The sequence below is a fragment of the Streptomyces niphimycinicus genome, assembly GCF_018883605.1.
Lineage (GTDB): Bacteria > Actinomycetota > Actinomycetes > Streptomycetales > Streptomycetaceae > Streptomyces > Streptomyces niphimycinicus.
In genome coordinates this window covers 1-13314 of sequence record NZ_JAHLEM010000260.1, presented here as the reverse complement: position 1 = coordinate 13314, position 13314 = coordinate 1, and the positions used below count along the sequence as shown (strand labels likewise).

The following is a 13314-nucleotide window of genomic DNA, read 5'->3' as shown; positions in this document are numbered from 1 at the left end:
CCCGGGGCCGGGCGGGCTACTACGGCGCCCGGCACCGCCGCGCCGCCGAGGCGTCCCTGGAGCGGGTGCTGACCGGGCCCCCGGGCGCCGATTCCGGCGGCCGTGAGCTGACCGTCTTCGTGCCCGTGGAGGAGGACGGCCGCGCCACCGCCGTCACCCTGCTGCGCGCGCTGTACGCCCTCCGTGACGCCGCCGACTACCACCGGACGACCGGCGGCATGGAGGCGTACGACGCGGCGGTCGCGGCCGGGGCCTGCCGGGAGCTGACCGAGGCGGTGGTCGCGCTGGTCCAGGGCACGGAGGGGGCGCGGGTGGCGCTGGAGTGGTCACCGGCCGCCGGTCCGCCGCCGGGGTTCGCCGCCCGGCCCGATCCGGTGGAGTTCTCGCCCGGCGATCTGCCGGGGCTGCGGGAGGCGGGCGCCCGCTATGTCCGGGACGAGCCGTCGGTGCCCGTATGCCTCACCGGTGCGGTGGTCCGGCTGCGCCGTACCGGCCCCGGCGGTCCCGGGACGGTGCGGCTGCGGGTGCTCTCCGGGGCCGATGTCGCACAGGTGCGGATCACCCTGGACGAGGAGGACTACCGGATCGCCGGCCACGCCCATCTGGTGGGGCTGCCGATCCGGGTGCGGGGGCGGCTGGAGAGCCGGGGCGGCTTCCGGCGGCTCAGCGGGGCCACCGGCGTCACCCCGGTCCAGGTGGACGAGGCCGAGCGGGACCGGCTGGTCAAATCGCTCCAGGAGAACCTGGACTTCTTCGAGGAGGCATGCGGCGGCCCCTGACCGGACGCCCCGGCCGTGACGGTAGTCGTCCCCGTCCGTGATGGTGGTCGTCCCGCGCGGTGACGGCGTGCACAACCGTTTCGCGGTCCCACCCGTCGGCTCGGTACGATTCACGCTGCGCCGCATTCGAAGCGGTGAGCCATCCATCAGTCAGGAGAGACCGGTGTCAGACGTCCGTGTGATCATCCAACGCGATTCCGAGCGGGAAGAACGCGTGGTGGCCACGGGCACTACGACGGCGGACCTCTTCTCCGGCGACCGCTCGATCGTCGCCGTACGCGTGGCCGGGCAGCTCAAGGACCTGGCGTACCAGCCGGCCGAGGGCGACGAGATCGAGCCCGTGGAGATCACCAGCAAGGACGGCCTGGACATCCTGCGCCACTCCACCGCGCATGTCATGGCCCAGGCGGTGCAGGAGCTGTTCCCCGACGCGAAGCTGGGCATCGGCCCGCCGATCAAGGACGGCTTCTACTACGACTTCGACGTCGAGACCCCGTTCCACCCGGACGATCTCAAGCGCATCGAGAAGAAGATGCAGGAGATCCAGAAGAGGGGGCAGCGGTTCTCCCGCCGCGTGGTCACCGATGACGAGGCGCGCGAGGAGCTGTCCGCCGAGCCGTACAAGCTGGAGCTGATCGGGCTCAAGGGGTCGGCCGCGGACGCCGCCGAGGGCGCGTCGGCCGAGGTCGGCGCGGGCGAGCTGACCATCTACGACAACCTCGACGCCAAGTCCGGCGAGCTGTGCTGGAAGGACCTGTGCCGCGGTCCGCACCTGCCGACCACCCGGAACATCCCGGCCTTCAAGCTGATGCGCAGCGCCGCCGCGTACTGGCGGGGCAGCGAGAAGAACCCCCAGCTCCAGCGGATCTACGGCACCGCCTGGCCGACCAAGGACGAACTGAAGGCGTACCTGGACTTCCTCGCCGAGGCCGAGAAGCGCGACCACCGCAAGCTGGGCGCCGAGCTTGACCTGTTCTCCTTCCCCGACGAGCTGGGCTCGGGCCTCGCGGTGTTCCACCCCAAGGGTGGCGTGATCCGCAAGGAGATGGAGGAGTACTCGCGGAAGCGGCACGAGGAGTCGGGGTACGAGTTCGTCAACACCCCGCACATCACCAAGGCCAAGCTCTTCGAGACCTCCGGCCATCTGCCGCACTACATGGACGGCATGTTCCCGCCCATGGAGTTCGAGGGCCAGGACTACTACCTCAAGGCCATGAACTGCCCGATGCACAACCTGATCTTCAGGGCGCGCGGGCGGTCGTATCGCGAGCTGCCGCTGCGGCTCTTCGAGTTCGGCACGGTCTACCGGTACGAGAAGTCCGGCGTCGTCCACGGTCTGACCCGGGCCCGGGGCTTCACCCAGGACGATTCGCACATCTACTGCACCAAGGAGCAGATGGCCGATGAGCTGGACAATCTGCTCACCTTCGTGCTGGACCTGCTCCGCGACTACGGCCTGAACGACTTCTATCTGGAGCTGTCCACCCGGGACGATTCCGACAAGTTCATCGGTGGGCCGGAGCAGTGGGAAGAGGCCACCGAGGAGCTGCGCAAGGCGGCCGAGAAGCAGGGCCTGGAGCTGGTCATGGACCCGGGCGGCGCGGCCTTCTACGGCCCGAAGATCTCGGTCCAGGCCCGGGACGCGATCGGCCGTACCTGGCAGATGTCGACCATCCAGGTCGACTTCAACCAGCCCGAGCGGTTCGAGTTGGAATACACCGCGGCCGATGGCTCCCGTCAGCAGCCCGTCATGATCCACCGGGCGCTGTTCGGCTCGATCGAGCGCTTCTTCGCGGTGCTGCTGGAGCACTACGCGGGCGCCTTCCCGGCGTGGCTGGCCCCGGTGCAGGCGGTCGGCATCCCGATCGGCGACGGCCATGTGCCGTACCTGGAGCAGTTCGCCGCGCAGGCCAAGGCGAAGGGCCTGCGGATGGAGGTGGACTCGTCCTCGGACCGGATGCAGAAGAAGATCAGGAACGCGCAGAAGTCCAAGATCCCGTTCATGGTGATCGTCGGTGACGAGGACGTGGCCAACGACGCCGTGAGCTTCCGCTACCGCGACGGCTCGCAGAAGAACGGCATCCCGATCGACGAGGCGCTGGCCGAGATCGCCGACGCCGTGGAGCGCCGGATCCAGGTCTGATCCACCGCGGTCTCCCACGGAGGCCGGGATTCCGAGGGGCGGCCCTGACCAGGGCCGCCCCTCGGCTCTTCCTCACCCCGGCCGGGCGAATATGCTGGCCCGCATGACGAGTGAGCCGGAACAGCAGATCGGAGTGGGGACGCCTGACGCGTTCCAGCGCCTGTGGACGCCCCATCGGATGGCCTACATCCAGGGGGAGAACAAGCCGACCGGCCCGGGCGCGGGCGATGGCTGTCCGTTCTGCTCCATTCCGGAGAAGTCGGACGAGGACGGCTTGATCATCGCTCGAGGCGCCTCCGTGTACGCCGTGCTCAATTTGTACCCGTACACCGGTGGCCATCTCATGGTCGTCCCGTTCCGGCACATCGCCGACTACACCGAGCTCTCGGCCGAGGAGACGATCGAGTTGGCGGAGTACACCAAGGCCGCCATGACCGCGCTCCGTACCGCCTCGGGTGCGCACGGTTTCAACATCGGCATGAACCAGGGCACCGTCGCCGGAGCCGGGATCGCGGCGCATCTGCATCAGCATGTGGTGCCGCGCTGGGGTGGGGACACCAACTTCATGCCGGTCATCGGCAGCACCAAGGTGCTGCCGCAACTCCTCGCCGACACCCGCCAGTTGCTGGCCGAAGCCTGGCCGCGGGCCCAGGGATAGCCACCGAGCCGCATGCGTTTGAGGAAGGCCCCGGCCACGCGGCCGGGGCCTTCCTCATACGGTGCGTACGGCGGCTTACGCGTCGTACAGGTCGGCCTTCTTCGGGGCCGCCTCCTGGATCTGGCCGCTGAGGGCCAGCGAGCGGTTGCCGAAGCGCTCGGTGTCCACGCCGTGGTGCTTGAGCACCCCGAGGGCCGCCTCATGGACCACTCGCAGCACCGGGGTGGCGGTGCGCAGCGCGTCGTCCGCCATGAAGCGGTGCCGCCAGGGCTTGTCCGCCCAGGCGTGCCGCAGACCGAACGGCTCGGGCAGGACCAGCTTGCCCCCGAGGTAGTCCAGTATCGGCGGATACCAGGTGAAGGGGGCGCGCGCGGTCAGCCGCACGACCTCCTTCGCGTTCACCAGCGGCAGCGGGATGGACTTGGTCTCCCAGAACCGGAAGGTCTTGGAGACCGTCTTGCTGGGCGCCGACGGCTTGTTGTGGAACAGCGGATGGATCGGCCCCAGCGCATGCCCGGTGACCTCGATCCGCAGCGTCTTGTGCAGCAGGGTCACCGTGATCATCAGGGTGATCACCAACTGGCCGTCCCAGAGCACGAACTGCACACCCAGGTAGTGCCGGTCACCGGCGCCGAACTGCTGCTTGTCGCAGATCCGCTGGAGCTCGACGCCCTTTATCTGGAAGCCCTCCTCCTCGGAGGTGCCGCCGCGCTCGACGGCCTTGGCTCCTTCGCCGATCGGAGAGACCACCCAGTGGCGCACGGAGGGCTTGGGGAAGCCGCCGGTGTGCAGCGGGGTGCGCTCCAGCATGCGCAACTGGTCATGGATCGCCCGTATGACGTCCCAGCTACGGAAGGGGTCGATCTCCTTGCCGGGGTCGGCCGAGACCAGGTCCTCGGCAAGCTGCCAGCTTCCCCAGCGGGTGCCCATGCCCAATATGCCCTTGGGGCCGGCGTAGAAGACCACATTGCTGTGCTGCTCGGCGGTGAGCTTGTGGAGCGCCTTGCGCAGCTCCTCGGCGGCGGTCTGGCCCGGGTGGTTGGGCACCGTCTCGGGCACCTTGGCGCCGACGCCGCCGCCGGAGAGCAACCCGCCCCAGGAGTCCCGGAGCTCCTTGGCGGTGCGCTCACAGATCTGCTTGGCGATGTACCAGCCGATCACGGGGGCGACCACGACGCCGCGCAGATATATCCCCCAGAAGCCGCTGAAGGGCAGCTTGATCAGGAAGATGAGGACCATCACGCCGAGCGCCACCAGCAGCGCGGTGCCCAGTGCCCCCATCCGCTTGTCCTGGGCCCCGGCGATCGAGCGGCGCAGTTGGAAGACGCCGAGCCAGAGCAGTGTCCCCGGCAGGAACAGCACCCCGAAGATCACCATGACGGCGGTGAGCCGGGCGTCACGGGTCTTGCGGATGCGGTTGGCGGCCAGACAGTGCTCGACGACCGTCTGGGGCTCCGTGCCGAAGGACTGGATCACCTGGCCCCGGCCGCCGCCGAGCATTCTCATCTGGACGGCGCGCGCGAACGCCTCGCCCAGATTCGGCTCGAAGAGCGACATTCTCGGTGCCTTGACCTCGGAGACCGTCCACTCCGAATTGGCGTCGAGCAACTTTGCCACGGGGTCGTCGCGGTAGGCGGCCGAGGCGAGTGCCTGGGTCGCTGCCGTCTGTCCCGCCGCTCCCGACAGGGGAACCTGCGCCCCGGGACTGAAGTCGAATCCGTCCGTCACCAACGCCCCCAATACGGCACGCTCTTGCGCTGCGACCTCAGCGTATCCGGGGTGTGCACCACCTGTCGCCAGTGCGTGTGCGGCCTGTGGAAAACCCTGGTGGAGAAGACCGGCCGCAGGCCCGCCGCTGGGCGACGGATGGCAAAGGCCCGCCCGCCCCGGCGCGGTGGGGGCGGGCGGGCCGTGAAATACGCCCTGGACCGACCGTGAGATACGCCACGGGCGGGCCGTGAACTACGCCTCGGCGGAGACCTGTTCGCGCATCTGCTCGGCCAACTGATGGGGCATCGCCTCATGCCGGGCGTAGCAGCGGCTGAACCGTCCGGTGCCGTGCGACAGCGATCGCAGATCGACCGCGTACCGGCCAATTTCGATCTCCGGCACATCCGCCTTGATCAGGGTCTGTCCACCGCCCGACTGTTCGGTGCCGACGACCCGGCCGCGCCGGCCGGACAGATCGCTCATGACGGCACCGACATAGTCGTCCGGGACCAGCACGCCCAGTTCGACCACCGGTTCCAGCAGGTCGATCCGGGCGTCGGCGGCCGCCTCGCGCAGCGCGAGCGCGCCCGCCGTCTGGAAGGCGGCGTCGGAGGAGTCCACCGAGTGTGCCTTGCCGTCCAGCAGCGTGACCCGCACGTCGACCAGGGGGTAGCCGGCCGCGACGCCGCGCGCCGCCTGGCCGCGCACGCCCTTCTCGACGGACGGGATGAACTGCCGGGGCACCGCGCCGCCGACGACCTTGTCCACGAACTCGATGCCCGAGCCCTCCGGCAGCGGCTCCACCTCGATCTCGCAGATCGCGTACTGGCCATGGCCTCCGGACTGTTTGACATGGCGGCCGCGCCCGGCCGACTTGCCCGCGAAGGTCTCACGCAGCGAGACCTTGTACGGCACCGCGTCCACCTGGACTCCGTACCGGCTGCGCAGCCGTTCCAGCGCGACGTCCATATGCGCCTCGCCCAGGCACCACAGCACCACCTGGTGGGTGTCCGGGTTCTGCTCCAGGCGCATCGTCGGGTCCTCGGCGACCAGCCGGGACAGGCCGAGCGACAGCTTGTCCTCGTCCGGTTTGCTGTGTGCCCGGATGGCGACGGGCAGCAGCGGATCGGGCATCTGCCAGGGCTCCATGAGGAGCGGCTGGTCCTTGGCCGAGAGGGTGTCGCCGGTCTCGGCGCGGGTCAGCTTGGCCACGCACGCCAGATCGCCCGCGATGGCCTGGGCGAGGGTGCGCTGCTGCTTGCCGAAGGGCGCGGACAGGGCGCCGACCCGCTCGTCCACGTCGTGGTCCTCATGGCCGCGGTCCTCCATGCCGTGGCCGGAGACATGGACGGTCTCGTCGGGGCGGAGGGTGCCGGAGAAGACCCGCACCAGGGAGATCCGGCCGACGTACGGATCGGAGGAGGTCTTGACCACCTCGGCGGCCAGCGGACCGTCCGGATCGCAGCTCAGCGGCGGGTGTGCGGCGCCCTGCGGGGTGGTGACGGCGGGCGTCTCGCGCTCCAGCGGGCACGGGAAGCCCCCGGTCACCAGGTCCAGCAGCTCGACGGTGCCCAGGCCCTGCTTGGACCCCTCGACGGCGGGCGCCGCCGCCAGTACGGGGTGGAAGCTGCCGCGTGCGACGGCCTTCTCCAGGTCCTCGATCAGCGTCTTGACGTCGATCTCCTCGCCGCCGAGATAGCGGTCCATGAGGGTCTCGTCCTCGCTCTCGGCGATGATCCCCTCGATGAGCCGGCCGCGGGCCTCCTCGACCAGTGGAAGCTGGTCCTCCCGGGGCGGCGATTCGGCGCGCGTCCCCGAGGAGTAGTCGAAGACCCGCTGGGTGAGCAGCCCGATGAGGCCGGTCACCGGGGCGTGCCCGTCGGGTCCCGGCTCGCCCCGCAGCGGCAGGTACAGCGGCAGTACGGCGTCGGGGTCGTCGCCGCCGAAGCTGTCCCGGCACAGCTCGGTCATCTCCTCGAAGCTGGCGCGGGCCGCTTCCAGATGGGTGATCACGATGGCGCGCGGCATGCCGACGGCGGCGCACTCGTCCCAGATCATGCGGGTGGCCCCGGTGATGCCCAGGGCGTCCTGGGCGGCCGAGACAACGAAAAGGGCCGCGTCCGCCGCTCGCAGACCGGCCCTGAGTTCCCCGACGAAATCGGCATAGCCGGGGGTGTCCAGGAGATTGATCTTCATCCCGCCCCATTCGACGGGGACCAGGGAGAGCTGAATCGAACGTTGCTGCCGGTGCTCGATTTCGTCGTAGTCGGAGAGGCAGCCGCCGTTCTCGACTCTGCCCGCCCGGTTGACCGCGCCGGTCGCCAGTGCGAGGGCCTCCACCAGCGTCGTCTTTCCCGTCCCACTGTGGCCGACCAGAACCACATTCCGCAGGGAGCTGGGCCGGTCGGCCGTCGCTGCCCTTCCGGCGGCCCCTGGGTGTGTACTCGTCTTGTCGCCCATGTGTCTCGCCTCCCGGTCGACACCTTGCGATACTTCGAGCTTTCCACCGCTGTAACGGTGCGTCCATACGTCACACATGCGGCCGTAGCGCGCGGGCGGTCACGGAGCTGTCCGACAGGTGCACGGCGCCCCTCCGGGGCGTGGCTACGATGGGCGCTCCGGTGGCCTCTTGGTCACCCGGCCCGTATCGACCCCCCGGGAAGGCCATGCTGAACAAGTACGCGCGTGCATTCTTCACGCGTGTTCTCACACCGTTCGCCGCCCTGCTCATCCGTCTGGGGATCAGCCCCGACGCGGTGACCCTCACCGGCACCGCCGGCGTGTGCGCGGGCGCACTGGTCTTCTACCCCCAGGGGGAGTTCTTCTGGGGAACGGTCGTCATCACGCTGTTCGTCTTCTCCGACCTGGTCGACGGCAATATGGCGCGGCAGCTCGGGCGCTCCAGCCGCTGGGGCGCGTTCCTCGACTCCACGCTGGACCGGGTGGCCGACGGCGCGATCTTCGGTGGTCTGGCGTTGTGGTATGCGGGCAGCGGGGACGACAATGTGCTGTGTGCGGTGACGATCTTCTGCCTCGCCAGCGGCCAGGTGGTCTCGTACACCAAGGCACGCGGCGAGAGCATCGGGCTGCCGGTGAACGTCAACGGGCTGGTGGAGCGCGCCGAGCGACTGGTGATCTCCCTGGTGGCCTGCGGCTTCTCGGGGCTGCACAAGTTCGGCGTGCCGCATATCGACATCCTGCTCCCGATCGCGCTGTGGATCGTGGCCGTCGGCAGCGCGGTGACCCTCGTCCAGCGGGTGGTGACCGTGCGCCGGGAGGCCGCCGAGGCCGACGCCGAGGAGCGGGCGGTGCCCCAGGGGGGCGAGACGCGGTGAAGGACAGGCTGACCGACGCGCTGTACGGGCTCGGCTGGAGCGCGGTCAAGAAGCTCCCGGAGCCGGTCGCCGTGCGCCTCGGGCAGCGCATCGCAGACGAGACCTGGAAGCGGCGCGGTAAGGGCGTGCTGCGGCTGGAGGCCAATCTGGCGCGGGTGGTGCCGGACGCCTCGCCCCGGCGGCTGGCCGAGCTGTCGCGGACGGGCATGCGCTCGTATCTGCGCTACTGGATGGAGTCCTTCCGGCTTCCGGCCTGGAGCCCCGAGCGCATAGAGAGCGGCTTCGACGTCAAGGACGCGCACTATCTGGTGGACGGTCTCGCCGAGGGCCGGGGCGTGGTCCTGGCGCTGCCGCATATGGGCAACTACGACCTCGCCGGGGCCTGGGTGACCACACATCTGGGGGTGCCCTTCACCACGGTCGCCGAGCGGCTGAAGCCGGAGTCGCTGTACGACCGGTTCGTGGCCTACCGCGAGGGGCTGGGCATGGAGGTGCTGCCGCACCAGGGCGGGAGCGCCTTCGGGACGCTGTCCCGGCGGCTGCGCTCGGGCGGTCTGGTGTGCCTGGTCGCCGACCGCGATCTGTCGGCCTCGGGCGTGGAGGTGTCGTTCTTCGGCGAGCGGGCGAAGATGCCCGCCGGGCCCGCCGCGCTCGCCCTCCAGACCGGTGCCCTGCTGCTGCCGGTGACCCTCTGGTACGACGAGTCGCCGGTGATGCGCGGGCGGGTGCATCCGCCGGTCGAGGTGCCCGGGGACGGGAACCGCGCGGAGCGGACCGCCGTCATGACCCAGGAAGTCGCCGACGCCTTCGCCTCGGGGATCGCCGAGCACCCGGAGGACTGGCACATGCTCCAGCGGCTGTGGCTCGCGGATCTGGATCGCGGTCCCGGAAGTCCTGGAACTCCCGGAAGTCCCGGAAGTCCCGGCAGTCCTGGAATGGAGAAGCCTTGAGGATCGGGATCGTCTGCCCGTACTCCTGGGATGTCCCAGGCGGCGTCCAGTTCCATATCCGCGATCTGGCCGACCATCTGATCCGGCGCGGCCACCAGGTCTCCGTGCTGGCCCCGGCGGACGACGAGACCCCGCTGCCGCCGTACGTGGTCTCCGCGGGCCGCGCCGTGCCGGTGCCGTACAACGGCTCGGTGGCCCGGCTGAACTTCGGCTTCCTGTCGGCCGCGAGGGTGCGCCGCTGGCTGCACGACGGCGGCTTCGACGTCATCCACATCCACGAGCCCACCTCGCCCTCGCTGGGGCTGCTGGCCTGCTGGGCGGCCCAGGGGCCGATCGTCGCGACGTTCCACACCTCCAATCCGCGCTCCCGGGCCATGCTCGCGGCGTATCCGATCCTTCAGCCGGCGCTGGAGAAGATCAGCGCGCGCATCGCGGTGAGCGAGTACGCGCGCCGGACGCTGGTGGAGCACCTCGGCGGCGACGCGGTCGTCATCCCCAACGGCGTCGACGTGGACTTCTTCGCCGACGCCGAGCCGAAGGAGGAGTGGCAGGGGGAGACGATCGGCTTCATGGGCCGGATCGATGAGCCCCGTAAGGGGCTGCCGGTGCTGATGCGCGCCCTGCCGAAGATCTTCGAGGCGCGGCCGGGTGCGCGGCTGCTGATCGCCGGGCGCGGCGACGAGAAGGAGGCCGTGGCGGCCCTGCCGGCGCCGCTGCGGGAGCGCGTCGAGTTCCTGGGGATGGTCAGCGACGAGGACAAGGCCCGGCTGCTGCGCAGCGTCGATGTCTATGTCGCGCCCAATACGGGCGGCGAGAGCTTCGGCATCATCCTCGTCGAGGCCATGTCGGCGGGCGCCGCGGTCCTCGCCAGCGATCTGGACGCGTTCGCCCAGGTGCTGGACGGGGGCGCGGCGGGTGAGCTGTTCGCCAACGAGGACGCCGACGCCCTGGCGGCGGCCGCGGTGCGGCTGCTGAGCGACGACAAGCGGCTGGCCGAACTGCGGGAGCGGGGCAGCCGGCACGTACGCTGCTTCGACTGGTCCACGGTGGGGGCCGACATCCTCGCGGTCTACGAGACGGTGACGGACGGGGCGGCGTCCGTGGCCGCGGACGACCGTACGCGGCTGTGGGCGCGTCTGGGCCTCGCCAGGCCCTAGCGGCCCCGGGGGCCGACCGGGAGGGGCGTACGGCGCCGTACACGGCCGCTACGAGCGCCTCCGGCGTGCGGGCTCCACCCCGGACTCCCGGGGCGGCAGGCGGTAGCGTGGCGGGCCGTGAGCACCTTGATCTGGATCGCGGTCGCGCTGGTCGTCATCGCCGTCTACCTGAGCTGGACCGCCGGACGCCTCGACCGGCTGCACAGCCGGCTGGACGCGGCGCGGGCCGCACTCGACGCGCAACTGCTGCGGCGAGCCTCCGTCGCACAGGAGCTGGCCACCGCCGGAGTGCTCGACCCGGCCGCGTCGATCGTGCTGTACCAGGCCGCGCACGCCGCCCGGCAGGCCGAGGAGGAGCACCGCGAGGTCGCCGAGAGCGAGCTGAGCCAGGCGCTGCGGGCCGTCTTCCAGGACAGCGCACAGGCCGAGGCGGTACGGCAGGCGCCGGGCGGTGAGGACGCGCTGGGGGAGCTCACGGGGGCGGTGAGGCGGGTGCCGATGGCCCGGCGGTTCCACAACGACGCGGTGCGGGCTGCGCGGGCGCTGCGCCGCCATCGCACGGTGCGCTGGTTCCGGCTGGCGGGTCATGCCCCGTTTCCGCTCGCCTTCGAGATGGACGACGAGCCCCCGACGGCGCTTGGGCGGGTGCCCGGCGCCGAGGAGGCCGAGCGCTGACGGAGGCCGAGCGCTGACGGAGGCCGTGCGCTGACGGAGGCCGTGCGGTGCGCCGGTGGCGGAGCCCGCCCCCTGACACCTTCCGCGCACTGAGGATTCACCGGCTGTTTCGAGCCACCGGCCTTCGATTGGCCCTTGCCGTGCCCCGGCCCGAGCCGCTTTTGTCATTCGTGTAGCACACACGCTCGCGACCTGGACCAGATGGCCGGGTCATGTTCCGGTATCGAACGGCCCTACGATGGGCTCATCGCACTTTTCATTATCGAGTGAGGTCAAACCGTGTCCATCACGCCCGCCAGCACGCCCAACTCCGACGCCCCCGCGACCGGCACCGCCCGCGTCAAGCGCGGTATGGCCGAGCAGCTCAAGGGTGGCGTGATCATGGACGTCGTCACCCCCGAGCAGGCCAAGGTCGCCGAGGACGCCGGTGCCGTCGCGGTCATGGCACTCGAGCGGGTGCCGGCCGACATCCGTAAGGACGGCGGTGTGGCCCGGATGTCCGACCCGGACATGATCGAGGGCATCATCGGCGCCGTCTCCATCCCGGTCATGGCCAAGTCGCGGATCGGCCACTTCGTCGAGGCGCAGGTGCTCCAGTCGCTCGGCGTCGACTACATCGACGAGTCCGAGGTCCTCACCCCGGCCGACGAGGTCAACCACAGCGACAAGTGGTCCTTCACCACCCCGTTCGTCTGCGGAGCCACCAACCTGGGCGAGGCGCTGCGCCGGATCGCCGAGGGTGCGGCCATGATCCGTTCCAAGGGCGAGGCCGGTACCGGCAACGTCGTCGAGGCCGTCCGCCACCTGCGCCAGATCAAGGGCGAGATCGCCCGCCTGCGCGGCCTGGACAACCACGAGCTGTACGCGGCCGCCAAGGAGATCCGCGCCCCGTACGAGCTGGTCGCCGAGATCGCGCAGACCGGCAAGCTGCCGGTCGTGCTGTTCTCCGCCGGCGGTGTCGCCACCCCGGCCGACGCCGCCCTGATGCGCCAGCTCGGCGCCGAGGGCGTCTTCGTGGGCTCCGGCATCTTCAAGTCGGGCGACCCGGCCAAGCGCGCCGCCGCGATCGTGAAGGCCACCACCTTCTACGACGACCCCAAGGTCATCGCGGACGCGTCCCGGGACCTCGGCGAGGCCATGGTCGGCATCAACTGCGACACCCTCCCCGAGTCCGAGCGCTACGCCAGCCGCGGCTGGTAACCGGCGCCCGTACGGCACCACATGGCACCACGCGCCCGGCGTCCCGGCCCGGCGCGTGGTGCTCCTGACGTTCGAGAGGTCTTCGCTTCCGTGACTACGTCGTCCACTGCTTCCCTGCCGACCGAGTCCGCGCCCGACGCGCCCGTGATCGGTGTGCTCGCCCTCCAGGGCGATGTCCGCGAGCATTTCGCCGCGCTCACCGCGGCCGGGGCCACGGCCCGGCAGGTCCGCCGCCCCGAGGAACTCGCCGAGGTCGCGGCCCTGGTGATCCCGGGGGGCGAGTCGACCACCATGTCCAAGCTGGCGGTCATCTTCGGACTGCTGGAGCCGCTGCGCGAGCGGGTCCGGGCCGGAATGCCGGTGTACGGTACGTGCGCGGGCATGATCATGCTCGCGGACAAGATCCTCGACGGCCGGGACGACCAGGAGACCATCGGCGGCATCGACATGATCGTGCGCCGCAACGCCTTCGGCCGTCAGAACGAGTCCTTCGAGGCCCGGGTCGACATCGAGGGCATCGAGGGCGGCCCGGTCGAGGGGGTCTTCATCCGCGCGCCGTGGGTCGAGTCCGTGGGCGGTGGAGCCGAGGTGCTCGCGACGTTCGACGGGCACACCGTCGCCGTCCGGCAGGGCAATGTCCTGGCGACCTCGTTCCACCCCGAGCTGACGGGTGACCACCGGGTGCACAAGCTTTTCGTGGAAATGGT

10 protein-coding genes and 1 pseudogene are annotated in these 13314 nt (G+C 70.5%); 9 read left to right on the top strand and 2 right to left on the bottom strand.

The features are described from left to right. From KN815_RS23190 to KN815_RS23180, 3 genes and pseudogenes are all read left to right on the top strand, one after another. A pseudogene (locus KN815_RS23190) lies at window positions 1-779 on the top strand (hypothetical protein); the annotation flags it as partial. 163 nt (window positions 780-942) lie between these two features. Continuing rightward, on the top strand, window positions 943-2922 hold the full coding sequence (gene thrS / locus KN815_RS23185; RefSeq protein WP_216343866.1) for a threonine--tRNA ligase: 1980 nt from the start codon (window positions 943-945) through the stop codon (window positions 2920-2922). Window positions 2923-3013: 91 nt separating this feature from the next. Beyond that, complete coding sequence (locus tag KN815_RS23180) at window positions 3014-3580, top strand: HIT family protein (RefSeq protein WP_216343865.1); 567 nt, start codon at window positions 3014-3016, stop codon at window positions 3578-3580. Between the two features lie 75 nt (window positions 3581-3655). Here KN815_RS23180 and KN815_RS23175 read toward each other — a convergent pair whose 3' ends face one another. Beyond that, window positions 3656-5308, bottom strand: coding sequence for an AbeC-like domain-containing protein (locus KN815_RS23175; protein WP_216343864.1), 1653 nt, complete (start codon window positions 5306-5308; stop codon window positions 3656-3658). Window positions 5309-5542: 234 nt separating this feature from the next. Further along, window positions 5543-7750, bottom strand: coding sequence for an elongation factor G-like protein EF-G2 (locus tag KN815_RS23170; RefSeq protein ID WP_216343863.1), 2208 nt, complete (start codon window positions 7748-7750; stop codon window positions 5543-5545). A gap of 149 nt (window positions 7751-7899) precedes the next feature. Between KN815_RS23170 and pgsA the strand changes: the two genes are divergently transcribed. From pgsA to pdxT, 6 genes are all read left to right on the top strand, one after another. Next, window positions 7900-8625 carry a phosphatidylinositol phosphate synthase gene (pgsA, locus tag KN815_RS23165; protein ID WP_372458444.1) on the top strand — a complete coding sequence of 242 codons (726 nt, stop codon included), beginning with the start codon at window positions 7900-7902 and terminating at the stop codon, window positions 8623-8625. Then, on the top strand, window positions 8622-9575 hold the full coding sequence (locus tag KN815_RS23160) for a phosphatidylinositol mannoside acyltransferase (RefSeq protein WP_216343861.1): 954 nt from the start codon (window positions 8622-8624) through the stop codon (window positions 9573-9575). Before pgsA ends, KN815_RS23160 begins: the two co-directional genes overlap by 4 nt. Further along, window positions 9572-10732 carry a glycosyltransferase family 4 protein gene (locus tag KN815_RS23155; protein WP_216343860.1) on the top strand — a complete coding sequence of 387 codons (1161 nt, stop codon included), beginning with the start codon at window positions 9572-9574 and terminating at the stop codon, window positions 10730-10732. Before KN815_RS23160 ends, KN815_RS23155 begins: the two co-directional genes overlap by 4 nt. 117 nt (window positions 10733-10849) lie before the next feature. Further along, on the top strand, window positions 10850-11407 hold the full coding sequence (locus KN815_RS23150; RefSeq protein ID WP_216343859.1) for a hypothetical protein: 558 nt from the start codon (window positions 10850-10852) through the stop codon (window positions 11405-11407). 279 nt (window positions 11408-11686) lie between these two features. Further along, complete coding sequence (gene pdxS, locus KN815_RS23145) at window positions 11687-12607, top strand: pyridoxal 5'-phosphate synthase lyase subunit PdxS (RefSeq protein ID WP_014056223.1); 921 nt, start codon at window positions 11687-11689, stop codon at window positions 12605-12607. A 90-nt stretch (window positions 12608-12697) separates the two neighbouring features. Next, a partial coding sequence (gene pdxT / locus KN815_RS23140) for a pyridoxal 5'-phosphate synthase glutaminase subunit PdxT (protein WP_253209178.1) occupies window positions 12698-13314 on the top strand: 617 nt, incomplete at its 3' end.

What these genes read in the sequence shown, in the direction of transcription:
- KN815_RS23180 (WP_216343865.1), top strand. Translation starts at nt 3,014, where the DNA reads ATGCTGGCCCGCATGACGAGTGAGCCGGAACAGCAGATCGGAGTGGGG.
- KN815_RS23170 (WP_216343863.1), bottom strand. Translation starts at nt 7,750, where the DNA reads ATGGGCGACAAGACGAGTACACACCCAGGGGCCGCCGGAAGGGCAGCG.
- pgsA (WP_372458444.1), top strand. Translation starts at nt 7,900, where the DNA reads ATGGGCGCTCCGGTGGCCTCTTGGTCACCCGGCCCGTATCGACCCCCC.